The organism is Devosia psychrophila (assembly GCF_000971275.1).
Classification (GTDB): domain Bacteria; phylum Pseudomonadota; class Alphaproteobacteria; order Rhizobiales; family Devosiaceae; genus Devosia; species Devosia psychrophila.
The window spans coordinates 1-23,710 of record NZ_LAPV01000122.1 but is presented as its reverse complement, the minus strand read 5'-3'; the positions used below and the strand labels follow the sequence as shown (position 1 = coordinate 23,710).

The following is a 23,710-nucleotide window of genomic DNA, read 5'->3' as shown; positions in this document are numbered from 1 at the left end:
TCATGCTGACCATCGAAAATGCAGTTGACGGCAAGCGCTATGTCTCCACCGGCCGTCGCGTGCCGGTGTTCAATCCGGCGACGGGCGAAGTGTCCGCCGAGCTGCCGCTGTCGACGCTGAGCGAGCTCAACGACGCCGTGGCTTCGGCAAAAAAGGCGCAGGTTGCCTGGGGCAATACCCCGCCAATGAAGCGCGCCCGCGTCATGTTCAAGTTCAAGGCGCTGCTCGATCAATATGCCGATGATATCGCTCGCGAGATTTCGCGCGAACATGGCAAGGTGCATGACGATGCGCTGGGCGAAGTGGCGCGCGGCATCGACTGCGTCGATTTCGCCTGCGGTATTCCGCAACTGCTCAAGGGCGAATTCAGCCGCAATGTCGGCCCGAGTATCGATACCTATTCCGACCGCCAGCCGCTCGGCGTGGTGGCAGGTATCACCCCGTTCAACTTTCCGGCTATGGTGCCGATGTGGATGTACCCGGCGGCCATCGCCTGCGGCAATGCTTTCATCCTCAAGCCTTCCGAACGCGATCCGTCCGCCTCGATGCTGTCGTGGAACCTGTTCATGGAAGCGGGGCTGCCCGAAGGCATTCTCAATATTGTGCATGGCGACAAGGAAATGGTCGATGGCATTCTCGACCATGCCGATATCAAGGCGGTGAGCTTCGTCGGCTCGACCCCGATTGCCGAATATGTCTACCAGCGCGGCGTCAAGGCCGGTAAGCGCGTCCAGGCACTCGGCGGCGCCAAGAACCACATGGTCATAATGCCCGACGCCGATCTCGATCAGGTCGCCGATGCCTTGATGGGTGCCGGCTATGGCTCGGCCGGCGAACGCTGCATGGCAATTTCGGTTGCGGTGCCGGTGGGCAAGGAAACCGCCGATGCCCTGGTCGCCAAGCTCAAGCCGCGCGTCGAATCGCTCAAGATCGGCCCGGCCACCGACAAGGACGCCGAAATGGGTCCGGTGGTCACCGCGATGCATCGCGACAAGATCCTCGGCTACATCGACTCAGGCGTCGAACAGGGCGCCGACCTTGTGGTCGATGGCCGCGGCTTCACGCTGCAGGGCTATGAAGGCGGCTATTATGTCGGCGGCACGCTGTTCGACAATGTCACGCCGGAGATGACCATCTACAAGGAAGAAATCTTTGGCCCGGTCCTGTCGGTAGTACGTGCCAATGACTTTGCCGAGGCGGTCAAGCTGATCAACGACCACGAATATGGCAATGGCACCGCCATCTTCACCCGCGACGGCGACGCCGCCCGCGAATTCGCCGACAAGATCGAAGTCGGCATGGTGGGCATCAACGTGCCGATCCCGGTGCCGGTCGCCTATCACTCCTTCGGCGGCTGGAAGCGCTCGCTGTTCGGCGACCACTCCATCTATGGCCCCGAAGGCGTCCACTTCTACACCCGCCTCAAGACGGTCACCACCCGCTGGCCCGCCGGCATCAAAGGCGGCGCGGAATTCTCGTTTCCCAGCGTCAAATAGGAACTAGCCCATATGTCTGCCCCAGGAGAAAACCTTCGTATCAATGGCGATCGGCTCTGGGACAGCCTCATGGACATGGCGCAGATTGGCCCCGGCATTGCCGGGGGCAATAATCGTCAGACCCTGACCGACGAGGACGGCGAAGGCCGCCGGCTGTTTCAGCGCTGGTGCGATGATGCGGGCCTCACCATGGGTATCGACCAGATGGGCACCATGTTCATGACCCGCCCGGGCACGGACCCCGATGCGCTGCCGGTCTATGTCGGCAGCCATCTCGATACCCAGCCGACCGGCGGCAAGTATGACGGCGTGCTCGGGGTGCTGGCGGCGCTCGAAGTGGTGCGCTCGATGAACGACCTCGGCATCAAGACCAAGCATCCGATTGTCGTCACCAACTGGGCCAACGAGGAGGGTGCGCGCTTTGCCCCGGCCATGCTGGCCTCGGGCGTGTTTGCCGGCATCCACACGCAGGACTACGCCTATTCACGCAAAGACCCGGCGGGGCTGACCTACGGCGACGAGCTGGCCCGCATCGGCTGGCGCGGCGATGAAGTGGTCGGCGCCCGCAAGATGCATGCCTATTTCGAATATCACATCGAGCAGGGCCCGATCCTTGAGGCCGAGAACAAGAGAATAGGCGTCGTCACCCATGGCCAGGGCCTGTGGTGGGTCGAATTTACGCTGACCGGCCGCGAAGCCCATACCGGCTCGACGCCGATGCTGATGCGCGTCAATGCCGGCCTCGCCACCGCCCGCATCATCGAGGCGGTGCAGGAAATTACCATGGCGCACCAGCCGGGCGCGGTCGGTGGCGTTGGCCAGATGAAGTTCTCGCCCAATTCGCGCAATGTGCTGCCGGGCACGGTGGTGTTTACCGTCGATATCCGCTCGCCGAGCCTCGACAAGCTCACCTCGATGCGCGAGCAGATTGAGGAAAAAGCCCAAGCCATCTGCGCCGAGCTCGGCGTCGGCTACGCCATGGAAGCCGTCGGCCATTTCGATCCGGTCGCGTTTGATCCAACGCTGGTATCCCGCGTGCGCTCCGCCGCCGAAAAGCTCGGCTACAGCCACATGGACATCATTTCGGGCGCCGGCCACGACGCCTGCTGGACCAACCGCATCGCGCCAAGCACCATGATCATGTGCCCGTGCGTGGGCGGCTTGAGCCATAACGAGGCGGAAGAGATTTCGAAAGAGTGGGCCGCGGCAGGCGCCGACGTGCTGTTCCACGCCGTGCTCGAAACGGCGGAGATTGTGGAGTGATCGGCATCCCGCTTATGTCTTTTCCCTTGCTGCTGAGCAACCTTCTATCCGTTGGAGAAAGTTCTAGGCGATCGCAGGATCTATTCTTCTCCCCATCGGGGAGAAGGTGGCGCGAAGCGCCGGATGAGGGGGATAGCTGGTGAATACCCGACCCCGCCAGTTGCGCAGGAACGCGACCATTGCCGAAAATCGGCTCTGGTACATTTTGCGCAATCGCAGCTTGGCCGGACAAAAATTTGTCCGGCAATTCCCTATCGGGCCATACATTGTCGATTTTGTCTGCCGTGAGGTCGGACTGGTTGTCGAAGCCGATGGTGGCCAGCATTCAATCGGCAGGAGTGACGCAGTTCGGACGGCCTACCTCAACGCGCAGGGCTATGCAGTGTTGCGCTTCTGGAACAACGAGATCATCGAAAATCGCGATGAGGCCGCGTGCGCCATCCTGAGTGTCATCGATGCCGCCCCCTCACCCGACCTCCGCTTCGCTCCGGCCACCCTCTCCCCGATGGGGCGAGGAATAAGAGGCATACGGGCAACCGCGTCATCGCAACGAGTGGCGTTATCACGATCCATTGCTTTGCCGATCAGCGAAATCTACAGCGGCGAGATACCCCGCGCACATTGAAGAATTGGGATAAGGCACATGAGCAAAGTCATCAAGAACGGCACGATCGTCACCGCCGATCTCACCTACAAGGCGGATGTGTTGATCGAGGGCGATGTCATCGTCGAGATCGGGCAGAACCTGAGTGGTGACGAGGTGCTCGACGCGACGGGCTGTTACGTTATGCCGGGGGGTGTCGATCCGCATACTCATCTCGAAATGCCGTTCATGGGCACCTATTCGGCCGACGATTTCGAATCCGGCACGCGCGCGGGCCTCGCCGGTGGCACCACGATGGTGGTAGACTTCTGCCTGCCCAGTCCGAACCAGAGCCTGCTCGAAGCCCTTTCGATGTGGGACAACAAGACCGGCAAGGCCTCGGCCGACTATTCTTTCCACATGGCGATCACCTGGTGGAGCGAGCAGGTGTGGCGCGAGATGGCCGAAGTGGTCGATCGCGGCATTACCAGCTTCAAGCATTTCATGGCCTACAAGGGCAGCCTGATGGTCAATGACGACGAGATGTTCTCGTCGTTCTCGCGCTGTGCCGACCTCGGCGCGCTGCCGCTGGTGCATGCCGAAAATGGCGACATCGTCGCCGCGATGACGGCCAAGCTGCTGGCCGAGGGCAATAATGGACCCGAGGGTCACGCTTATTCCCGCCCGCCCGAAGTTGAGGGCGAGGCGACCAATCGCGCCATCATGATCGCCGACATGGCCGGCGTACCATTGTATGTGGTGCATGTCTCCTCCGAGCAGGCGCACGAGGCCATCCGTCGGGCCCGCCAAAAGGGCATGCGGGTTTATGGCGAACCGCTGGTGCAGCATCTGACGCTGGACGAGAGCGAATATTTCAACGCCGACTGGGACCATGCCGCCCGTCGCGTGATGTCGCCGCCGTTCCGCAACAAGCAGCATCAGGATTCGCTGTGGGCGGGCCTGCAGTCGGGCTCGCTGTCCTGTGTCGCGACCGATCATTGCGCCTTCACCACCGCGCAGAAGCGTAACGGCATCGGCAACTTCTCCAAGATCCCCAACGGCACGGGCGGGCTCGAAGATCGCCTGCCCGTGCTGTGGACCGCCGGCGTCAATACTGGCCGCCTGACGATGAACGAATTTGTCGCCGTCACCTCGACCAACATCGCCAAGATCCTGGGCCTCTATCCCAAAAAAGGCGCCGTGCTGGTTGGCGCCGATGCGGACCTCGTGGTCTGGGACCCGGCGCGCAAGAAGAGCATTTCGGCCCAGGGCCAGCAGTCGGTCATCGACTATAATGTGTTCGAAGGCTTCGAGGTCACCGGCCTGCCGCGCTTCGTCTTGAGCCGCGGCAAGGTCTCGGTCACCGAGAGTTCCATCGATGCCGAGCCGGGCCATGGCAAGTTTGTCGGCCGCGAGGCGAAAAACCCTGTGAACCGGGCCCTTAGCCAGTGGAAAGACATCGTGGCGCCGCGCAAGGTAGAACGGTCGGGCATCCCGGCCTCGGGAGTTTGATCGATTTGACCGCTGTCGTTTCCGCCCAGAACCTCGGCCTGACTTTCAAGACCAACGACGGCGACGTGGTCGCACTCAGCGACGTCAACCTGACCATCGACAAGGGCGAGTTCGTCTCCTTCATCGGACCCTCGGGCTGCGGCAAGACGACGTTTTTGCGGACTATTGCCGATCTGGAACAGCCGACCTCGGGCACGCTGACCATCAACGGCCAGAGCCCCGAGAATGCGCGCAAGGACAGGGCCTATGGCTATGTGTTCCAGGCGCCGGCGCTGTATCCGTGGCGGACCATAGAGAAAAACATCGCGCTGCCGCTCGAAATCATGGGCCACTCGAAGAGCCAGCAGGCCGAGCGCGTCAAGCGCACCATGGACCTGGTGAACCTTTCAGGCTTCGAAAAGAAGTACCCCTGGCAATTGTCGGGCGGCATGCAGCAGCGCGCCTCGATCGCCCGGGCACTGGCGTTTGATGCCGACCTGCTGTTGATGGACGAGCCGTTTGGCGCGCTGGACGAAATCGTGCGCGACCACCTCAATTCCGAACTGCTGAAGCTGTGGGACCGTACCAAAAAAACCATCTGCTTTGTCACCCATTCCATCCCCGAGGCAGTGTTTCTCTCCACCAAGATCGTGGTGATGTCACCGCGTCCGGGCCGGGTCACCGACATCATCGAGAGCAACCTGCCGCGCGAACGCCCGCTGGATATCCGTGAAACGCCGGAATTTTTGGCCATTGCCGCGCGCGTGCGTGACGGGCTGCGGGCTGGGCACAGCTATGACGAGGATCACATTTGAACCGCGTCCTGCCCATTCTCACTGTGCTGCTGGCCATCGTCGTCATCTGGTACGTCGCAGCCATCGGCATGAATGCGAACTGGCAGAATACGCTGAACACGCGCGCCGCACTGACCAACGTGCCCTTCACCGATTTTGCGCAGCAGACCTGGGCCCAGGATCGGCCGGTGCTGCCGGCGCCGCATCAGGTAATCGGCGAAATCTGGAACGCTACCGTGGCGCTGGAGATCACCTCGAAGCGCAGCCTAGCCTATCACGGCTGGATTACCCTTTCTTCGACGCTGCTTGGCTTCGTGCTCGGCACGGCGCTTGGCGTGCTGCTGGCGATAATCATCGTCCACAATGAAGCTTCCAATCGCTCGCTGATGCCGTGGATCATCGCCAGCCAGACCATCCCGATCCTCGCCATAGCGCCGATGGTGGTGGTGGGCCTGGGTGCCGTCGGCATTACCGGCACCGTGCCGCGGGCGCTGATCTCGATGTATCTGAGCTTTTTTCCGGTGGTGGTCGGCATGGTCAAGGGGCTGCGCTCGCCGGAGGGCATCCAACTCGACCTGATGCGCACCTATGATGCCTCCCCATGGCAGACGTTCTGGAAGCTGCGCTGGCCGGCCGCCATGCCGATGCTGTTTGCCTCGATGAAGGTGGGTATCGCCATTTCGCTGATCGGCGCCGTGGTCAGCGAGCTTTCCAATGCTGCCGGTGGCGGCCTCGGCGTGCGCCTGCTCACCGGCTCGTATAATGGCCAGACCATCCAGATATGGGCGGCCCTGTTCATCGCCGCAGCGCTGGCCGCCGTGCTGGTGATGGTGGTCGGTTTTGCCGAAACTGCGGTAAACCGACGGATGGGAGCACGCCCGGCATGAGCCAGTTGCAGTTTTTCCTCGCTCTGGTTGCCGGTGGCCTTTCGGCGGCGGCCTTTGCCCTGAGCGTCGTCACGCCGTTCGAGCAGGGGCTGCTGCTCAAGGCGTTCCTGGCGCTGGGCTTCATGTCGCTGATCCGCTTCTTCTTGCCGCTCGGGCTATGGGCCGATGCGGCCTTAGCCCTGCTGGGCGCTGTGGCCCTGCTGACCACGATCGGCGCGTTCGGGCCGACGCCGGCCTTCTTCTGGATGGCCCTGGTAGGCGCCTGGCTGTTTTCGTGGCTGTTCGTCGAGCGTCTGAGCAAGGCATTGGCGCCGCGATTGAGCGACAATGCCGGGCTTGGCCTGCTGATCCCGATGGTGTTTGGAATGGCCCTGCTGGTGATCTGGGAAGTGGTGACGCGCGGCGCCAATGTGCCGCCGGTGCTGTTGCCGGCGCCATCGATGATCGGCGCGCAATTGGCCAATTCAGCGCCGATCCTGTGGGCCGATTTCGTGCAGACCTTCATCAAGTCGGTGCTGCCGGGCTACGCCATCGGCTGCCTGTCCGGGCTGGTCGTGGCGATCCTCGTCGATCGGTCGCCCTTCCTCAAGGCTGGACTATTGCCGATCGGCAATTTCATGTCGGCGCTTCCCATCATCGGTATCGCGCCGATCATGGTGATGTGGTTCGGTTTCGACTGGCAGAGCAAGGCTGCCGTCGTCGTGGCGATGACGTTTTTTCCAATGCTGGTCAACACCGTTGCCGGCCTCAATGCCAGCTCCGCCATCGAGCGCGACCTGATGGCAACCTATGCCGCCGACTACTGGCAAACCCTTATGAAGCTACGGCTTCCCGCTGCGGGCCCCTTCATATTCAACGCCCTCAAGATCAACTCGACTTTGGCCTTGATCGGCGCAATCGTAGCGGAATTCTTCGGGACGCCCATTGTGGGAATGGGTTTCCGGATATCGACAGGCGTTGGCCGGCTGGCCATCGATCTGGTCTGGGCAGAGATCGCCGTTGCAGCGGTCGCGGGGTCTGCCTTCTACGGCGTGATCGCCCTCATCGAGAGGGGCGTCACCTTCTGGCATCCGTCTGTCCGTGGTGGACGGGCGTAACAGGGAAATAGGGAACGACAAATGAACAAAATTATCGGAGGTCTGCTCGTCAGCGCCCTGGCGCTTTCGACCGCGCCCGCCTTCGCTGCGGACGCGCTGACGCTGCAGCTCAAGTGGGTCACACAGGCGCAGTTCGCCGGCTACCTGGTTGCCGAGTCCAAAGGCTTCTATGACGCGGAAAACCTCGACATCACCATCCTGCCCGGTGGTCCCAACATTGCGCCCGAGCAGGTGATCGCCGGCGGCGGCGCCGACATCATCGTCACCTGGATGGCAGCCGGCATGGCTGCTCGCGAATCCGGCGTGCCGCTGGTCAATATCGCCCAGCCGTTCAAGAAGTCGGGCCTGATGATGATTTGCCCGGCTGAAAAGGAAATCAAGACAGTCGCCGATTTCCCCGGCCACACGCTGGGCGTCTGGTTCTTCGGCAATGAATACCCATTCTTTGCCTGGATGAACAAGGAAGGCATTGCCACCGACGGTTCGGCTGGCGGCGTCACCGTGTTGCAGCAGAGCTTTGACATCCAGCCAATGATCCAGGGCCAGGCCGATTGCATCTCGGTGATGACCTACAACGAATACGGCCAGGCGCTCGATGCCGGCTACGGCCCCGACAACCTGACCATCTTCAACTACACCGACATGGGCAACGACCTGCTCGAAGACGGTCTCTATGTGCTTGAAGACTCGCTCAAGGACCCGGCAAAGGTCGATGCCTTTACCCGCTTCGTCCGCGCTTCGATGAAGGGCTGGGCTTATGCTGCCGAGAACCCTGAGGAAGCCGCCCAGATCGTTGTCGACATGGACGACACCGGCGCCGCAACGCTCGAGCACCAGCTCTACATGACCGGCGAAGTCGCCAAGCTGGTCGACCCGGCAGACGCCAAGCTCGACCCAGCCACTTATGAGCGCACGGTAAAGGCCCTGCTCGACCAGAAGATCATCAAGGCCGAGCCAGTAGGCGCATTCACCAGCGTGGTCACCGACGGGCTGTAAGCTCCTCTCATATCGATCTAAAAGGCGGGGAGCGATCCCTGCCTTTTTTTGTTTACCTACGCTCACGCGGCCGTGCAAAAATTTGATGCAACCCCGGAACGAATCGTCCTTCGCGATGTTGATGCAACACTCTATGCGTCAACCAAGAAGGGCATTTCCTATGAACTCCATCATCTATATCGTCGGCCTCATTGTCATCGTCATGGCCATCCTGTCGTTCATCGGCCTCGCCTAAGCATCGGCGGCAAGAACAACAACAACAACCACAGGAGTCGCCACTATGACCATTGACGCGCCCGCGGGCGTTATCGTCGCCGAGACATCAGCGACCAACCGTGACCAGTCGTCCTATGTCGATTGGCCCGCCATTATTGCCGGCATTGTCCTCGCCTCGGCCATCAGCTTGGTGCTGATCAGCTTTGGCTCGGCTGTCGGGCTGAACTTCCTCGACTTCGGCTATGGCGACGGTCCGAACCCGATTTTCGTCGGTATCGCTGCCGCAACCTGGTTCCTCTGGGTGCAAATTTCCAGCTTCATGGCTGGCGGTTACCTTACTGGTCGCCTGCGCCGCCGCCATTTCGACGCCGATGAGCATGAAAGCGACCTGCGTGATGGCGCCCATGGGCTGCTGGTCTGGGCCGGCGCCGCAATCCTTGGCGTGATGATCGCCGTCGGCGGCATCGGAGCAGCAGCAAACGCTGTCGGCAACGTTGCCGCTACCGCGACCACGGCTGCTTCCAATGTTGCGGAAGGCGCTGCTGACGCCGTCGATCCGAATGCCTACTTCATCGACACCATGTTCCGCACGACCCAGCCGGTCGATGCTGACGCCGCTCGGGGAGAAGCCGGTCGCATCTTCGCCCAGGCAGCTCTTGGCGATGGCGTCGTTGCCGATGCCGATCGTACCTATCTGGCCAGCGTCATTGCCGCCAATACCGGCATCCCGCAGCCTGAAGCCGAAGCCCGCGTCGACCAGGCTATCGCCAGCGTCGAAGAAGCGCGTCAGACAGCAATCGAAGCTGCCCGCATTGCCCGCAACACGGCAATCATCGGCGCCTTCCTGATCGCTGCCTCACTGCTGGTCTCGGCCCTCGGCGCATTCTGGGCAGCTCAGAAGGGCGGCAACCACCGCGACGAAAACACCGTATTGACCGGCGTTTTCCGCCGTTTCTAACAGTCAGAAAAGGACAACAACATGTTTCGTGGCATTGGACTCTGGCTACTGGGCGTGCCGATCTGGCTGATCATCATCATCGTGTTCTTCCTGCGCTAGGAAGAGCAAAGGCGGGGAGCAATCCCCGCCTTTTTCTATTGCTCAGTTAAACACTCTTCGGCATTTGAACTGGCCAAACTCCACCCACCCCGTCGCCAGCACTTCGCCCTTGAAACTGACCCAGCATTCGTCGAGCGACACCGGCGAGCCGGCCCCGGTCAACAATACTGCATTGCCATGACGCACGGCGGCGGCCTGCTGCGGGTCGAGGCGGATTTCCGGCAGGTCCGAAAATCCGGCCGCGACAGGCTTGAGCAACGCATCGCGTTGTTCGAGGGACAGCGCCTCGAGCTGATCGATGGTCAATGCGTCTTGGTCATGAAACGGTCCCACCGCGGCGCGGTGCAGCAGGCTGACATGGCCGCGCGTGCCGAGCACTTCCCCAATGTCTCGGGCCAGCGAGCGAACATAGGTGCCCTTGCCGCAAGTGACTTCGAGCGTCGAGGTTTCCGAACCGTGCTCGATCAGCTCGATCGCATCTATATCTATCGGGCGCGGCTGCAGGTCTACCACTTCGCCGGCGCGCGCCAGGTCATAGGCGCGCTCGCCATCGATCTTGAGAGCCGAAAAAATCGGCGGGCGCTGCATTATCGTACCCACAAACTGCGGCAGCACCGCTTCGAGCGCGGCGCGATCAGGCCGCACATCGGAGGAGGCGACAACCTCACCTTCGGCGTCGTCGGTCGTGGTGGCGCTGCCCCACTTTATCGCGAAGCGATAGATCTTGGTGCCGTCCTGCACCTGCGGCACGGCCTTTGTCGCCTCGCCCAGCGCGATCGGCAGGATGCCGGTGGCCAGGGGGTCGAGCGTGCCAGCGTGCCCGGCCTTGGCGGCGCTGAACAGCCACCGCACCTTGCCGACAGCCTGGGTAGAGGTCATGTTGAATGGCTTGTCGAGCACCACCCATCCGGAAATGGGGCGCTTGATACGCTTGGGCTTATCGTTCACTCGGTCTCGCCGTCGTCTTCATCGAGGTCGCGCTGGACTTTGTCGGAGCGCAGCAGCGCATCGATGCGGCTGGCTTCCTCGAAGGTGTCATCGACAAAGAAGCGCACTTCGGGCGCGAACTTCATGTTGACCTGTGGCGCCACGCGGCCGCGGATAAACTTCGCATTGCGGTTCAGCGCCGCGACGATTTCCTCGGCATGCAGGCCGCCCAGCGGCATGATATAGGCGTTGGCGATCTTGAGATCGTTGGTCATACGCACTTCGGGCACGGTGATCACAGCGCCGCGCAAGGCATCGTCGTCGACGTCGCCCCGGGCGAAGATGGCGGCCAGCGCGTGGCGCACCAGTTCGCCGACGCGCAGCATGCGCTGGTTGGGGCCGGTTTGTTTGTTGTCTTTGCTCATTGGCGGGAATTAAGCCCTTGGCGCCCTGCCGTCAATCGGCGAGGCGGTCAGGCGGGCGATGGCCGCCCATGTCTGCTCTCGGGCAACACGCGATGCGGCGGCTGGTGGCCATCCATGAAGGCACGGATATTGACGATGACGGTCTCGCCCATTTCGATGCGAGCCTCGAGCGTCGCCGAGGCCATATGGGCGGTCAGCACCACCTTGTTGGCTTCGGCCAGCGCCAATAGCCGCGCGTCGATGCCATTGCGATTTTCGAACACATCCAGCGCCGCGCCGCTCAAATGACCGCATTCGATTTCGTGTAGCATCGCCGCTTCGTCGACCAGTTCGGGCCGGCTGACATTGACCACGAAGCTGCCCGGCCGCATCCGCTTGAGCCGGTCGGCCGAGAGAATATGGAAGGTTTCGCGCGTGTGAGGCGTGTGCAGCGAAATGATATCCACCGCCTCGATCATCGCATCAAGATCGTGCCAATAGGTGGCTTCAAGCGGATCCTCGACGCCGGGCGGGCGGCGGTTACGCGAAAAATAGTGGATGTTCAGCCCAAAGGCCTTGGCCCGCTGTGCCACGGCGGTGCCGATGCGCCCCATGCCGACAATGCCCAGCGCCTTGCCACGCAGGCGATGACCGAGCATCGAGGTGGGCGACCAGCCGGCCCATACGCCATCGCGCACCAGCATCTGCGTGCCCTCAACGAGCCGGCGCGGCAAGGCCAGCATCAGCATCATGGCCATGTCGGCAGTGTCTTCAGTCAGTACGCTCGGCGTATTGGTGACTGTCAGGCCGGCGGCCCAGGCGGCCTCGATGTCGATATTGTCGACACCATTGCCGAACTGGGCGATCAGCCGCACGCTCTTGGGCAGGCGGGCGATCAACTCTGCATCGATGCGGTCGGTGATGGAGCAGACCAGCACGTCCTTGCCGTCGAGACCCTCGACGATGTCATCGCCGGTCAGCGTCACGTCGCCTTCGTTGACATGGGTTTCAAACAGTGTCGCCATGCGCGCCTCGATGGTTTCGGGCAGGCGCCTGGTGACGAGAATATTGGGTTTTGGGCTGGCCATATGTTCCGGGATCGGGGGGCGCGGGCGATGAATGAAAACCCATCCTTCAGCGCCCATTAAGGATCTTTTGGTAGTGATAGGACAAATCCATTTATCTGCAAAGTCATGTTTGACGAGACCGTGAGCCGCCCCATCGCCCGACCCTTCCAGTCCATGTTTCGCCTGCTGTCGCGGCCCGCCGTTTTGGCGGCGCTGCTGACCCTGCCAGCATTTGCCCAAGCCACCAATCCCAGCGGCCTGCCGCTACCTCGCTTCGTCACCACGCGGTCGGAGCCAATCAACGTTCGCGTCGGGCCGGGCCAGAAATACGATATCGCCTGGACCTATCTCAAATCCGGCATTCCGGTCGAAATCGTCCAGGAATTCGATACCTGGCGCAAGATTCGCGACATGGACGGTGGCGAAGGCTGGATCCACCAGAACCTGCTCGCGGGAACTCGCGCAGGCTATGTGACACCGATCATGGCCAATGGGGAGATTGCCCTGCTGGCCAATCAGTCGAGCAAAGCCAGCGTTCGCGCGCGGCTCGGGCCTGGGTTCAAGGTCACCATCAAGGAATGCGACGGCACCTGGTGCGAAGTCAGCGCCAGCGACCCCAGCCAGCGCTCGACCACCTATTCGGGCTTTATGCACCAGGAGGAGCTCTGGGGCGTCTATCCAGATGAAGTGTTCGATTAGACGCTCTTCACCTCGCTCTTTGGGGGAGGTGTCAGCCCAGCTCCGCCAATGCATTGGCAGTCTGCCGCGCCACGCGAACGGTATCTTCCTGCTTGGGGCAGGTAGCACAGAACCGGTCCGGGTCGATCAGGTAATCGAGACAACAACCCTTGCGCTTGACGATCAGCAGGTGTTGCCCAGACGGCGCAATAACCGGTTCCAGCGTGCCCTGCCCGCTCAGACCCAAGCTCTCTAGCCATAGCTCTGAATAGGCTTGTATTGTCTCCGCCGACATGTCGCGGCGGCGCTGGCCCAGCCAGACCATCAGGCTCAGCATCCGGTCTGCGAACAGGCGCTTGGCCGGCAACGGCTTGAGCCTGGCCAGCGCATTGACCTCCTCCAACAGGGCGGCAGTGATCGGTTTGAGTTGACGCGCAGCCTCGGCGATCAACTCTTCCGCACTGCCTGAGGTCTGCACACCCGGCACCAGGCGATAGCCATCGACATAGATTCCGCGCCTCTGCTGGCTGAGCGTGCCGAGGTCCGGCATGGCGCCATGGATATGGGCCGCGACTACCGCGAGATAGGCCGGCTGCCACAGCAGGTTGGTCCACAGCCGCACGGCATGAAACGCCGGGCTAGCCTGCGGATAGGCAGCGGCCAAAGCCGCATGCAACTCACCAACTATAGCGGAATTGTCGGCACCCGGTACGTACCAGCCCGGCCGGGCGGCGCCGGGCTCACCCTTCATGAAGCCGGTGAGCTGCGCCGCCGTCGCGATCAACCGCGTCGTAGCGGCATCGCCGGTGTCTTGTGCAAAGAGAAATGATCGGGCCATGGCGCGGTTCTAGCGCCGCATGGGCGTCGAGAAAAGCCCGTTGAAAAATCCCGCTTGACGCATTGCTTTAGTGTGCTACAAAACTAGCACACTACCAAGGCATGATAGATGGATGATTTTCACACCGGCCAGCCGATCTTCGTGCAGATCCGGCAGAGGCTAACCGAGATGATCCTGCGCGGATCGGTCGGCGAGGGCGAGGCTCTGCCCTCGGTTCGCCAGATCGCTGCAGATCTTTCGGTCAATCCGCTGACCGTCACCAAGGCGTTCGAAGCCCTGGTCGATATCGGCGTCGTCGAGAAACGAAGGGGACTGGGGATGTTTGTCAAGACCGGGGCGCGGGCCGAACTGCTCGCCCATGAACGCGAAAAGTTTTTGAAAGAGGACTGGCCGCGCATCGCGGCGCAGATCAAGGCGCTGAACCTCGACGTCAATATGCTGCTGTCCACGACTGCTCAGGGAGCCGAGCAATGACCGACCTTTCCGCTTCGACCGAACTCACCGTCCAACCCATCGTTTCCGCCCGTGGCCTGCGCAAGAAGTTCGGCCGCAAGGAAATCCTGCATGGCCTCGATTTCGACATTCCGCCCGGCCGCATCTATGGCCTGATCGGCCACAACGGCGCCGGCAAGACCACGACACTCAATGCCATGCTGGGCCTGACCCATTGCGAAGGCACCATCCGGGTGCTGGGCGAGGACCCTTTCGCCAAGCGCGCCAAGCTGATGGAAAACGTCGCCTTCATCTCCGACGTCGCCAGCCTGCCGCGCTTCCTGCGGGTGCGCGAGCTGTTCGCGCTGCTGACCAATATCCATCCGAATTTCTCGCCCGAGAAGGCGCGCAGTTTTCTCGAAGGCACCGACATCAAGCCCGAGATGAAGGTGAAACACCTGTCAAAGGGCATGGTCGCGCAGCTGCATCTGGCTGTCGTCATGGCGATCGATGCCAAGCTGCTGGTGCTGGACGAGCCGACGCTCGGCCTCGACATCACCTATCGCAAGCGCTTCTACCGGCGCCTCCTGGAAGACTACATGACCGAGGAGCGTACGCTGATCATAACCACCCACCAGGTGGACGAGATCGAGTTCATGCTTTCCGACATCATGTTCATCCGCGATGGTGACCTGATCCTGCACATGCAGATGGAAACCGTGAACGAGAAGTTCACCCAGTTGGTGGTCGATGATCCCGCGCAGCACGCTGCGGCCCGTGCCCATGGCCCGGTCTACGAGGAGACCCGTTTCGGCCAGACCGTGATGATCTTCGATGGTATCGACCGCGCAGTGCTCGAACCCTATGGCCGGCTCTCGACGCCGACCCTGTCCGATCTCTTCGTCGCGCTGATGCAGCGTCCGACCGCCAATCCGGAGGCTGCCCGATGAAGGCGTTCACCGCGCTCGTCCATCGCGAGTTTATCGAACATCGCGGTGCCTTCCTGATCGGGCCGCTGCTGCTGGTAGCGGTGCTGTTCGGCGCCACTATTCTCGCGTTCACCGTGGGGCGCGTCGATGCGCGCTTTTCGGGCGCCCTGTTCACCGTTGCGCCGTTGCGGGTCTATGAACTGGGCTTCCTGTTCTTTGGGCTGGGCTGGTCGCTCTACATGATTTCGGTGCTGTTCTTTTACTGCGCCGATGGCTTCGCCGCCGACAAGCGCAACAATGCCATGCTGTTCTGGAAGTCGATGCCGGTCACCGATTTTAAGGTGCTGCTGAGCAAGCTGGTGGCAGGCATTACCGTGCTGCCGGGCACCGTCTACGCCGTGGCCCTGCTGAGCGGCCTGCTGCTCTACGGCGTGGCCTATGTCACCATGCTGATCAACGGCACTGCCACCGTGGCCACGCTGGGCAGCATCGTCGTGATCTATGGTCAGGTGGCGCTGGCCATTCTCGTCGCCATCGTCTGCGGCCTGTTGTGGTATCTGCCGATGATGGCGCTGGTCGGCGCAGTGGCCACAGCCATCGGCCGCTGGGCCATCCCGATTTCGCTGCTGGTGCCGGCGCTGGTCTCAACCCTCGAATGGGTCACTTTGGGGGGCTTGCACCCTTTCGAAACCCACACCTGGCGCTTCGTGGAATATCGCGGCGCACTGCCCGCCACGCCCTACATCGAAAGCTGGTCAGTTTCAGCCGAGAGTTTCAATGGCGTCGCCTTTGCCAGTGACCTGATCGCCCACATGGACTGGACCCAGGTTGGCATCGGCGCGGTGTTTGCGATTTTCGTCATCTACGTCGCCAGCGAATACCGCCGTCGCGTCAACGACAACTGAGCTGACCTCCAGCATGCCGCCGCGCCTTTGCCGGCGCGGCGGCATGCAAGGCTTAGTGGTTTTTTATCAGGTCCGATCCATCACTGCGCGTACCGGCTGGAACGGCCTGGAACCGGTCTCCTGTCGATCCAGCAGGGCGGTCTCAGCTGCGATTATGGTGCAGGTCAGCCCCGCCAGGGAATAGTTGAAGGTCACGCTCGCGCCGAGGTCGGCTGCCAGGGCCCGCTCGATCATGCGGGAGCCAAAACCCTTGCCCGATGGCGGCACGACAGGCGGACCACCGCTTTCGCGCCAGGTCAGGATCAGCTTGTGACCCTCGGTCAGCGCCCAGCCGATACTGACCTGCCCGCTTTCATTGCTTAGGGCGCCATATTTACTGGCATTTGTGCATAACTCATGCAGCGCCATGGCCAGCGACAGCGCCGCCTTGGCATGCAGCTCTACATCGGCGCCAGACACGATAAAGCGCGGGTGTTCCTTGCCAAAGAATGGCCCAATCGCCGTTTCCACCACCGCGTCGACCGAAGCGCTCTCGCTATGCCTCGAGGTCAGCAGCTTATGCGCATCGGCCATCACGGCCAGCCGGGCATAGAAGGCTTGCAGGGATTCCTCGGCAACGTCGGAATTGCGGAAACTCTGTCGCGCCACGGCCTGCACCGTAGCCAGCAAGTTCTTGATGCGATGGTCGAGTTCACGCGCCAGGAGGTCTCGATGCTGCTCGGCCTCCTGTTGCGCCAATTGGCGCTGGCTCAATTCATCGAGCAGTTCGTCGATGGCCTCGCCGACCTGGTGGAATTCCGCCTTGCCGACCATGCCGGTGCGCGCGCCACGATCGCCCGAGCGCCAGGCACGGATGGTGCGCAGCAGGCGCAGCACCGGGCGGCGGATGAATTGCCGGCCAAAACTCAGCGCCAGCAACAGCGCCACCAAGCCGCCGACCGCGGCCAGGATCACGCCGCGAACGGTCGCGTCATTGATCGGCGCCATGGCGTCCGTCAGTCCTGATCCAGCGCTCACATAGAGGCCCAGGGGACGACTGGCGGGCTGATAGCCGAGAATACGTTCGGTACCGTCCTGGCTGACCACCTGCATGGTGCCCGATTCGGTTCCGGTAACCCGGGACATGAAGGCATCCGGTATCCGCGTACCCACGAAATCTTCAGGGAAGGGTTCGCGAGCGATGATCATGCCGGTGCGGTCGGCGATGGTCAGGGCGCTACCTTGGGCAAACGGGCGCTCCTTGAGCAGTTGACCGAGATAGTCGAGACTGACTGTGGCCAGCACGTAACCGTTGATCGTACCGTCGGCAGCGGTGCGCTGCGTGCCCATCAGCAGCCCCGGGCCGCGCGAACTCTCGGTATACTCGCCGACCCGGAAGAAGGCCGAGCGCAGTTCTGCGCGAACATTGGTGCTGACTTCGGGGCGCAGGTCGCCTGCAACTTTGCTGTTGGCGCAGATGCTGTTGCCGTCGAGATCGGTAATATTGATCAGCGTCACCTGTGGCAGCAGCACGCCCAGACGATCGAGGTAGGTCTCGCAGCCGCTATCGCCGTCCTGCACCACGGGCACATTGGCCACCGCGACCATCAGCGCTCCGGCGCCGGTGATAACGCGGTCCATTTCCAGCGCCGCCAGTTCACTGAGCCGCAGGGCAAAGTTATGCACTTCGGCCTCACGGGCTTTGCGCAGGGTAAATTCATTGAAGCCGAGAATAGCCAGGGCCGGCAGCAGGGCAACGGCAGTCAGCAGCAGCAATCTCTGGCTGAGCGACAAGCTTGGCGCTTTCATGCCCCCTCCAAGCATGCCCGATGCGGGTTCGGGTCAGTTAGGCAGATTGCCCGCCATCGCGCCAGTGCAAATTGCGTCGCGCGTCAAACCCCTAGCCATTGCGGCCTCGGCGCCCCTCTACGACCGATCCAGCCGCAACATCCTGCGCCACCACCGGTTACGGCGATGACGTGCAAAGTCGTAGAATATCTTGTTGGTCATGACGTGACGGTAGAAGCGGGTGAACGCCACGGAGCGCCTCATGCCGGTGATGATAAACCACGGCTTGGCTTTGCCTGTGTAATGCAGGATGGCCGGATCGAGCCCTTCATGCACCGGCCGCGCATCTATGGTGTTCCAGCGCCACGGCAGTTGCAGCCATCGACCACGAAACACCAGATTGAGCAGGTCCTGATCGTAGTAGATGCGCTGCATCACCCCTTCGGCATAGGCGCGCTCCATGTAGCCGATGATATCGGCGGCGCGCCATTGGGCAACGTCGATCAGCACCAGTCCGGCGTTGAAGTAGGGCTCGGCGACATCGAATATGTCCCGATTGCTGGCGACGTCCCGCCCAGCGGTAAGCCAGGCGCCGATCGAGTCCCGCACCGCGGCTATCGGCGCGCCCTGCATGTCCCAGTCATAAAGTGTCGCAATGTCGTCGCGCACCAGCATGTCGCAGTCGAGATAGAGAGTGCGCGCAATACTGGGGTCCATTAGCTGATCGATGATAAGGCGGGCATAGACGATATTGGACAGCCGCTTGTTTTCGGGCATGCGGGCCGCAATGTCCTTGAACAGCGTTGACTGATCGAGGTCATACCAGCGCAGCGACGCCCCGAATTCACTGGAAATCGCCTCCAGGTCGACCTTGTGCTGCGATGTCAGCGTCCGGTGCAGCAGGTGAAACACCAGATCCGAACGCCGCTTGCTGAACAGACAGATCGAGCGCATCGTCGCATAGGCCGGTGCCCAGAAGTTGTCGTCGAAGGTCAAAGCGATATGGATAGACCGGTCCGTCATTCGTCGTTCCCAAAACTGCAGATCGACCGTCGCACAGTTGGCACGGAAACTCCGCGCGGATTGTGGGGCCAATATGTGCGCTGATTTGGCACCGGCCCCGCGATGCGTCAACCTTGCCTGATGCCACCGACCCTAGCGCTGCGAACTTGCCGGTCTGACGGAACCTACAGGCTGCCGGCGATAATCTCGAACGAGCGCAGGCGCTTCTCGTGGTCGAACACGTCCGAAACAATCATCAACTCTTCCGCACCGGTCCGGGCCACCAAGGCCGCAATGCCCTCGCGGACGGTATCGGCCGATCCATAGATGGAATTGGCGAGCATATTTGCTGCCTGGGCTTTTTCGGCGGGCGACCAGTAGTCGTCGATATTGTCGATCGGCGGCTGGCTGAGGCCGCGCGCACCGCGGAAAATATTGGCGAAGGACATCTGTTGGGTGGTGGCGAGCCGGCGCGCCTCTGCATCGGTTTCGGCCGCAATGATGTTGACGCCGATCATGGCGTGCGGCGCGGCCAGCTGTTCAGAGGGTTTGAACCGGCTGCGATAGACCTCGAGCGCTACCATCAGCGAGTCGGGCGCAAAATGGGAGGCAAAAGCATAAGGGAGGCCGAGTTCGGCCGCGAGTTGGGCGCCATAGGTGCTCGAGCCCAGGATCCAGAGTGGAACCTCGGTCCCTGCTGCCGGAACCGCCTGCAGGCGCTGTTCTGGGCCAGCCGGCGCGAAATAGGCCTGCAGTTCCAAGACGTCCTGCGGGAAATTGTCGGAATTGGTCAGCGAGCGGCGCAGGGCACGCATGGTCATCTGGTCGGTGCCGGGCGCCCGGCCCAAGCCGAGATCGATACGTCCGGGGTAGAGATGCGCCAGCGTGCCGAATTGCTCGGCAATGACCATGGGCGCATGGTTGGGCAACATGATGCCGCCGGCTCCAACGCGGATGGTTTTCGTGCCAGCTGCAATATGCGCCAAGGCAACGGAGGTCGCGGCGCTGGCAATGCCGGGAAAGTTGTGATGCTCGGCAATCCAGTAGCGGGTGTAGCCCAGGCTTTCGGCATGGGCGGCAAGATCGCGGGCGTTGTCCAGCGCCTCCCTGGGACTCGAGCCTTCGTTAACCCGCACGAGATCCAGAATGGACAAGGCAACCATGACGAACTCCTACCATCGTAATTGACCGATATAAGGGTGGCCGCCGCACTTTGCGAGGCTATCGGGCAAATTCACATCACCAGAATTTGCTATTGCGAATGATTTGCAATTAGCCTACCTCTGGTCGCGTTCGATCAGGAGTGCGTAATGCGCCGTCGTGAGTTTTTTGCCTTGGTCGTCGCCGCGACGCTGGTTGCGGCTTTTCCTGCCGCCGCCCAGGACCGCTTCAAGGTGGTCACCACCTTCACCATCATTGCCGACATGGCGCGCAACGTGGCGGGCGAGGCGGCCGATGTGGTCTCGATCACCAAGCCCGGCGCGGAGATCCACAATTACCAGCCAACGCCGGGCGATCTGATTTCCGCGCAGGACGCCGACCTGATCCTGTGGAACGGGCTCAACCTCGAACAGTGGTTCGAGCAGTTCCTGTCCAATCTCGGCGACGTGCCGTCGGCGATTGTCACCGACGGTATCGAGCCGATGGGCATTGGCGAAGGGCCGTATGCCGGCAAGCCCAATCCGCATGCCTGGATGTCCCCGACCGATGCGCTGATCTATGTCGAAAATATCCGCGCCGCCTTCGCCGAAGCCGACCCGGCTAATGCCGCGACCTATGCCGCCAATGCCGCCGCCTACTCGGCGCAGATCACGGCGACCGTGGCGCCGATCCGTGCTGCCATCGATGCCATTCCCGAGCAGCGCCGCTGGCTCGCCACCTCGGAAGGCGCCTTTAGCTACCTGACGCGCGATTTCGGACTCAAGGAGCTTTATCTCTGGCCGATCAACGCCGACCAGCAGGGAACGCCGCAGCAGGTGCGTCTGGTGATCGACGCGGTGCGTGAAAACGCCGTCCCCGCCATTTTCTCTGAGAGCACCATCTCGGCCAAGCCGGCCCAACAGGTCGCCCGCGAGACCGACATCAGATATGGCGGCGTGCTGTATGTGGATTCGCTGTCGGAACCGAACGGCCCGGTGCCGACATATCTTGATCTGCTCTCCGTCACCGCCAACACCATCGTGCAAGGCCTTACTCAATGAACGACATGACGCAGATCACTGGCGCGCCCGGCCTTGCGGTGAGTGACATCACCGTGGCCTATCGCAACGGCACCACCGCCATTAAACACGCCAGCTTCACCATCCCGCGCGGCTCGATCACGGCTTTGGTCGGGGTCAACGGCTCGGGCAAGTCCACCCTGTTCAAGGCCATCATGGGCTTCGTGCCGCTGGCCGGTGGCTCGGTCGAAATCCTCGGCGTGCCCGGCAAGCAGGCGCTGAAGCGCAATCTCGTCGCCTACGTGCCGCAGTCCGAAGACGTCGACTGGAATTTTCCGGTGCTGGTCGAAGACGTGGTGATGATGGGCCGCTACGGCCACATGGGCATGCTGCGCCGCCCCAGGAAAATCGACCACGACACGGTCACGCAGGCGCTGGAACGGGTGAACCTCGTTGAATATCGTCACCGCCAGATCGGCGAACTGTCCGGCGGGCAGAAGAAGCGCGTCTTCCTCGCCCGCGCCTTGGCACAACAGAGCGAAGTGATCCTGCTCGACGAGCCATTCACCGGCGTCGATGTCGGCACCGAGGACGCCATCATCGCCCTGCTGCGCGCCCTGCGCGCCGAGGGCAAGGTGATGCTGGTCTCGACCCACAACCTCGGCTCGGTGCCCGAATTTTGCGACCGCACCGTGCTGGTCAAAGGTACGGTCATCGCCTCCGGCCCGACCTCGGAAGTGTTCACCCGCGAGTGGCTTGAAGAGACTTTCGGCGGCGCGCTGCGCCACTTCGTGCTGGCCGGTGCCGGGCTGCATGATGACGACGATCCGCGCCATATCTCGGTGCTGACCGACGATGAGCGGCCGCTCGTTATGTATGGCGAAAAGGGCAAGATGACCACCAAGCAGTCGGACAGGATCGAGGAATGATCGAACACCTGCTGCTGCCCTTCAACTACCACTATATGATCAACGCCATGTGGGTTTCGGCCCTCGTCGGCGGCGTTTGTGCCTTCCTCTCGGCCTATCTGATGCTCAAGGGCTGGTCGCTGATCGGCGACGCCCTCAGCCACTCGATCGTCCCCGGCGTCGCCGGCGCCTATATGCTGGGACTCCCCTTTTCCATCGGCGCCTTCTTTTCCGGCGGCCTCGCTGCGGCGGCGATGCTGTTCCTGACCCAGCGCACCAAGCTCAAGGAAGATGCCGTCATCGGGCTGATCTTCACGGCCTTCTTCGGCCTCGGCCTGTTCATGATTTCGCTGTCGCCGACCTCGGTCAATATCCAGACCATCGTGATGGGTAACATCCTCGCGGTAACGCCCGAGGATACGCTGCAATTGGTGATCATTTCCGTAGTGACGCTGATCGTCATGTTCTTCATCTGGAAGGACCTGATGGTCACCTTCTTCGATGAGAGCCATGCGCGCTCGATCGGGCTCAATCCGCCGCTGCTGCGGGTGATTTTCTTCACCCTCTTGGCTGCTTGCACCGTCGCCGCCATGCAAACCGTCGGGGCATTCCTGGTCATCGCCATGGTGGTGACACCCGGCGCCACGGCATATCTGCTCACCGACCGCTTTCCGCGGCTGATCCTGATCGCCATTGCCGTGGGCACGCTGTCGTCGCTGTTTGGCGCCTATATTTCCTTCTTCCTCGATGGGGCCACCGGCGGCGTCATCGTGGTGCTGCAGACGCTGGTGTTCCTCACCGCCTTCTTCCTGGCCCCCAAGCACGGGCTGCTGGCATCGCGCCGCAAGGCCAAAGCGGAGATCGCGGCATGAGCGAGTTTCTCACCTACGCTTTCTGGCCCTTCACCTTCCCCTTCATGACCCAGGCCATGACCATCGCTGTTATGGTGGCAATCCCGACGGCCTTGCTCTCCTGCTTTCTCGTCCTCAAGGGCTGGTCGCTGATGGGCGACGCCATCTCCCATGCGGTGTTACCGGGCGTCGTGCTGGCCTATATCGTCGGCTTGCCCCTCGGCGTCGGGGCCTTCGCCGCCGGCATGGGTTGTGCGCTGTCGGTCGGCTATCTCAAGGAAAACTCGCGCATCAAGGAAGACACCGTGATGGGCGTGGTGTTTGCCGGCCTGTTCGGCCTCGGCATCGTGCTCTACACCTCGACTCAGACCGACGTGCATCTCGACCATATCCTGTTCGGCGACATTCTCGGCGTCAGCGCGGGCGACCTGATCCAGACCGGCATCATCGCCTTGACCGTCACGTTGATCGTCCTCGCCAAATGGCGCGACCTGCTACTGTTCACCTTCGATCCGCAACAGGCCGGCGCCATCGGCCTGCCGGTGCGCTGGCTGCATTATGGCCTGCTTGCACTGCTGTCGCTGACCATCGTCGCGGCCCTCACTGCCGTCGGTATCGTGCTGGTCATCGCTCTCTTGGTCGCCCCCGGCGCCATCGCCTACCTCATCTCCAAGCGCTTTGCCCCGATGATGCTGATCGCGGTGACGGTATCGGTACTGAGCTCGATAGTCGGCATCTACGCCAGCTTCTTCATCGACTCAGCCCCCGCGCCGACCATCGTCCTGCTGATGAGCGCGACGTTCATCGTGACTTTCATCGTGACCACGACACGGCGGCCAGCCTTGGCAGCGATTTAGCAGTCGACACCCTCCCCCCTTGCGGGGAGGGATCAAAGGGGGGGGTGGGCTGGCCGCAATATGTGGGCCAAACGGCGCCCCCACCCAGCCTCCCCCGTCGAGGGGG

24 protein-coding genes are annotated in these 23,710 nt (G+C 62.0%); 17 read left to right on the top strand and 7 right to left on the bottom strand.

Annotation, left to right across the window (positions count from 1 at the left end):
* Positions 1-2 precede the first annotated feature (2 nt).
* The 9 genes from WH91_RS10835 (at position 3) to WH91_RS10795 (ending at position 9,781) form a co-directional block, all read left to right on the top strand.
* Complete coding sequence (locus WH91_RS10835) at positions 3-1,496, top strand: CoA-acylating methylmalonate-semialdehyde dehydrogenase (protein WP_046171031.1); 1,494 nt, start codon at positions 3-5, stop codon at positions 1,494-1,496.
* Positions 1,497-1,508: 12 nt separating this feature from the next.
* Positions 1,509-2,759, top strand: a complete 1,251-nt coding sequence (locus tag WH91_RS10830) for a Zn-dependent hydrolase (RefSeq protein WP_046171030.1) — start codon at positions 1,509-1,511, stop codon at positions 2,757-2,759.
* A 139-nt stretch (positions 2,760-2,898) separates the two neighbouring features.
* A complete protein-coding gene (locus WH91_RS10825; RefSeq protein WP_082102111.1) occupies positions 2,899-3,384 on the top strand; it encodes an endonuclease domain-containing protein in 486 nt (161 codons plus the stop codon).
* Between the two features lie 18 nt (positions 3,385-3,402).
* Positions 3,403-4,854: a dihydropyrimidinase gene (hydA, locus tag WH91_RS10820; protein WP_046171029.1), complete on the top strand. Its 1,452-nt coding sequence runs from the start codon at positions 3,403-3,405 to the stop codon at positions 4,852-4,854.
* Between the two features lie 5 nt (positions 4,855-4,859).
* Positions 4,860-5,648, top strand: coding sequence for an ABC transporter ATP-binding protein (locus WH91_RS10815; protein ID WP_171910544.1), 789 nt, complete (start codon positions 4,860-4,862; stop codon positions 5,646-5,648).
* Positions 5,645-6,514 (top strand): ABC transporter permease, encoded by an 870-nt coding sequence (locus WH91_RS10810; RefSeq protein ID WP_046171027.1) that lies wholly within the window; start codon positions 5,645-5,647, stop codon positions 6,512-6,514. Before WH91_RS10815 ends, WH91_RS10810 begins: the two co-directional genes overlap by 4 nt.
* Before the next feature lie 122 nt (positions 6,515-6,636).
* Complete coding sequence (locus tag WH91_RS10805; protein WP_425285330.1) at positions 6,637-7,611, top strand: ABC transporter permease; 975 nt, start codon at positions 6,637-6,639, stop codon at positions 7,609-7,611.
* Between the two features lie 21 nt (positions 7,612-7,632).
* Complete coding sequence (locus WH91_RS10800; RefSeq protein ID WP_046171026.1) at positions 7,633-8,607, top strand: ABC transporter substrate-binding protein; 975 nt, start codon at positions 7,633-7,635, stop codon at positions 8,605-8,607.
* 280 nt (positions 8,608-8,887) lie between these two features.
* Positions 8,888-9,781, top strand: coding sequence for a hypothetical protein (locus WH91_RS10795; protein ID WP_052952751.1), 894 nt, complete (start codon positions 8,888-8,890; stop codon positions 9,779-9,781).
* A gap of 141 nt (positions 9,782-9,922) precedes the next feature.
* Here the strand turns inward: WH91_RS10795 and truB are convergent, their stop codons facing one another.
* From truB to WH91_RS10780, 3 genes are read right to left on the bottom strand one after another with little or no spacing between them, the layout of a single operon-like run.
* Complete coding sequence (gene truB, locus WH91_RS10790; RefSeq protein ID WP_046171025.1) at positions 9,923-10,828, bottom strand: tRNA pseudouridine(55) synthase TruB; 906 nt, start codon at positions 10,826-10,828, stop codon at positions 9,923-9,925.
* On the bottom strand, positions 10,825-11,232 hold the full coding sequence (gene rbfA, locus WH91_RS10785; RefSeq protein ID WP_046171024.1) for a 30S ribosome-binding factor RbfA: 408 nt from the start codon (positions 11,230-11,232) through the stop codon (positions 10,825-10,827). Before rbfA ends, truB begins: the two co-directional genes overlap by 4 nt.
* Positions 11,233-11,279: 47 nt before the next feature.
* Positions 11,280-12,299 carry a 2-hydroxyacid dehydrogenase gene (locus WH91_RS10780; protein ID WP_046171023.1) on the bottom strand — a complete coding sequence of 340 codons (1,020 nt, stop codon included), beginning with the start codon at positions 12,297-12,299 and terminating at the stop codon, positions 11,280-11,282.
* 120 nt (positions 12,300-12,419) lie between these two features.
* Between WH91_RS10780 and WH91_RS10775 the strand changes: the two genes are divergently transcribed.
* Positions 12,420-12,977, top strand: a complete 558-nt coding sequence (locus WH91_RS10775; protein ID WP_244542291.1) for an SH3 domain-containing protein — start codon at positions 12,420-12,422, stop codon at positions 12,975-12,977.
* A 31-nt stretch (positions 12,978-13,008) separates the two neighbouring features.
* Here WH91_RS10775 and WH91_RS10770 read toward each other — a convergent pair whose 3' ends face one another.
* On the bottom strand, positions 13,009-13,794 hold the full coding sequence (locus WH91_RS10770) for a siderophore ferric iron reductase (RefSeq protein WP_046171022.1): 786 nt from the start codon (positions 13,792-13,794) through the stop codon (positions 13,009-13,011).
* Positions 13,795-13,902: 108 nt separating this feature from the next.
* Between WH91_RS10770 and WH91_RS10765 the strand changes: the two genes are divergently transcribed.
* Genes WH91_RS10765 through WH91_RS10755 form a run of 3 tightly spaced genes read left to right on the top strand, consistent with a single transcriptional unit; the run spans position 13,903 to position 16,060 of the window.
* Entirely contained in the window at positions 13,903-14,268 is a 366-nt protein-coding gene (locus WH91_RS10765; protein ID WP_046171021.1) for a GntR family transcriptional regulator, read from the top strand.
* Positions 14,265-15,176 carry an ABC transporter ATP-binding protein gene (locus tag WH91_RS10760; protein WP_046171020.1) on the top strand — a complete coding sequence of 304 codons (912 nt, stop codon included), beginning with the start codon at positions 14,265-14,267 and terminating at the stop codon, positions 15,174-15,176. Before WH91_RS10765 ends, WH91_RS10760 begins: the two co-directional genes overlap by 4 nt.
* On the top strand, positions 15,173-16,060 hold the full coding sequence (locus WH91_RS10755) for a hypothetical protein (protein ID WP_046171019.1): 888 nt from the start codon (positions 15,173-15,175) through the stop codon (positions 16,058-16,060). The genes WH91_RS10760 and WH91_RS10755 overlap by 4 nt, the downstream gene beginning before the upstream one ends.
* 66 nt (positions 16,061-16,126) lie before the next feature.
* Here WH91_RS10755 and WH91_RS10750 read toward each other — a convergent pair whose 3' ends face one another.
* The 3 genes from WH91_RS10750 to WH91_RS10740 all read right to left on the bottom strand — a co-directional run bounded on the left by WH91_RS10750 (position 16,127) and on the right by WH91_RS10740 (position 19,992).
* On the bottom strand, positions 16,127-17,848 hold the full coding sequence (locus tag WH91_RS10750; protein WP_046171018.1) for a sensor histidine kinase: 1,722 nt from the start codon (positions 17,846-17,848) through the stop codon (positions 16,127-16,129).
* Between the two features lie 117 nt (positions 17,849-17,965).
* Positions 17,966-18,850, bottom strand: a complete 885-nt coding sequence (locus tag WH91_RS10745; RefSeq protein ID WP_046171017.1) for a glycosyltransferase family 8 protein — start codon at positions 18,848-18,850, stop codon at positions 17,966-17,968.
* 164 nt (positions 18,851-19,014) lie between these two features.
* Entirely contained in the window at positions 19,015-19,992 is a 978-nt protein-coding gene (locus WH91_RS10740) for an LLM class flavin-dependent oxidoreductase (protein ID WP_046171016.1), read from the bottom strand.
* A 147-nt stretch (positions 19,993-20,139) separates the two neighbouring features.
* On the opposite strand from WH91_RS10740, the gene WH91_RS10735 reads away from it, so the two are divergent.
* Genes WH91_RS10735 through WH91_RS10720 form a run of 4 tightly spaced genes read left to right on the top strand, consistent with a single transcriptional unit; the run spans position 20,140 to position 23,604 of the window.
* Positions 20,140-21,030 carry a metal ABC transporter substrate-binding protein gene (locus WH91_RS10735; RefSeq protein WP_046171015.1) on the top strand — a complete coding sequence of 297 codons (891 nt, stop codon included), beginning with the start codon at positions 20,140-20,142 and terminating at the stop codon, positions 21,028-21,030.
* Positions 21,027-21,917, top strand: coding sequence for a manganese/iron ABC transporter ATP-binding protein (locus WH91_RS10730; RefSeq protein WP_046171014.1), 891 nt, complete (start codon positions 21,027-21,029; stop codon positions 21,915-21,917). Before WH91_RS10735 ends, WH91_RS10730 begins: the two co-directional genes overlap by 4 nt.
* Positions 21,914-22,768: a metal ABC transporter permease gene (locus WH91_RS10725; RefSeq protein WP_046171013.1), complete on the top strand. Its 855-nt coding sequence runs from the start codon at positions 21,914-21,916 to the stop codon at positions 22,766-22,768. The genes WH91_RS10730 and WH91_RS10725 overlap by 4 nt, the downstream gene beginning before the upstream one ends.
* Positions 22,765-23,604 carry a metal ABC transporter permease gene (locus tag WH91_RS10720; RefSeq protein WP_046171012.1) on the top strand — a complete coding sequence of 280 codons (840 nt, stop codon included), beginning with the start codon at positions 22,765-22,767 and terminating at the stop codon, positions 23,602-23,604. The genes WH91_RS10725 and WH91_RS10720 overlap by 4 nt, the downstream gene beginning before the upstream one ends.
* The last annotated feature ends 106 nt before the right edge of the window (positions 23,605-23,710 follow it).

Bases quoted from the DNA above. Each gene is read 5' to 3' on its own strand.
- WH91_RS10835 (WP_046171031.1), top strand. From the start codon at position 3: ATGCTGACCATCGAAAATGCAGTTGACGGCAAGCGCTATGTCTCCACC.
- WH91_RS10830 (WP_046171030.1), top strand. From the start codon at position 1,509: ATGTCTGCCCCAGGAGAAAACCTTCGTATCAATGGCGATCGGCTCTGG.
- hydA (WP_046171029.1), top strand. From the start codon at position 3,403: ATGAGCAAAGTCATCAAGAACGGCACGATCGTCACCGCCGATCTCACC.
- WH91_RS10805 (WP_425285330.1), top strand. From the start codon at position 6,637: ATGTCGCTGATCCGCTTCTTCTTGCCGCTCGGGCTATGGGCCGATGCG.
- WH91_RS10800 (WP_046171026.1), top strand. From the start codon at position 7,633: ATGAACAAAATTATCGGAGGTCTGCTCGTCAGCGCCCTGGCGCTTTCG.
- WH91_RS10795 (WP_052952751.1), top strand. From the start codon at position 8,888: ATGACCATTGACGCGCCCGCGGGCGTTATCGTCGCCGAGACATCAGCG.
- rbfA (WP_046171024.1), bottom strand. From the start codon at position 11,232: ATGAGCAAAGACAACAAACAAACCGGCCCCAACCAGCGCATGCTGCGC.
- WH91_RS10780 (WP_046171023.1), bottom strand. From the start codon at position 12,299: ATGGCCAGCCCAAAACCCAATATTCTCGTCACCAGGCGCCTGCCCGAA.
- WH91_RS10770 (WP_046171022.1), bottom strand. From the start codon at position 13,794: ATGGCCCGATCATTTCTCTTTGCACAAGACACCGGCGATGCCGCTACG.
- WH91_RS10765 (WP_046171021.1), top strand. From the start codon at position 13,903: ATGGATGATTTTCACACCGGCCAGCCGATCTTCGTGCAGATCCGGCAG.
- WH91_RS10760 (WP_046171020.1), top strand. From the start codon at position 14,265: ATGACCGACCTTTCCGCTTCGACCGAACTCACCGTCCAACCCATCGTT.
- WH91_RS10755 (WP_046171019.1), top strand. From the start codon at position 15,173: ATGAAGGCGTTCACCGCGCTCGTCCATCGCGAGTTTATCGAACATCGC.
- WH91_RS10750 (WP_046171018.1), bottom strand. From the start codon at position 17,848: ATGAAAGCGCCAAGCTTGTCGCTCAGCCAGAGATTGCTGCTGCTGACT.
- WH91_RS10745 (WP_046171017.1), bottom strand. From the start codon at position 18,850: ATGACGGACCGGTCTATCCATATCGCTTTGACCTTCGACGACAACTTC.
- WH91_RS10740 (WP_046171016.1), bottom strand. From the start codon at position 19,992: ATGGTTGCCTTGTCCATTCTGGATCTCGTGCGGGTTAACGAAGGCTCG.
- WH91_RS10735 (WP_046171015.1), top strand. From the start codon at position 20,140: ATGCGCCGTCGTGAGTTTTTTGCCTTGGTCGTCGCCGCGACGCTGGTT.
- WH91_RS10730 (WP_046171014.1), top strand. From the start codon at position 21,027: ATGAACGACATGACGCAGATCACTGGCGCGCCCGGCCTTGCGGTGAGT.
- WH91_RS10725 (WP_046171013.1), top strand. From the start codon at position 21,914: ATGATCGAACACCTGCTGCTGCCCTTCAACTACCACTATATGATCAAC.
- WH91_RS10720 (WP_046171012.1), top strand. From the start codon at position 22,765: ATGAGCGAGTTTCTCACCTACGCTTTCTGGCCCTTCACCTTCCCCTTC.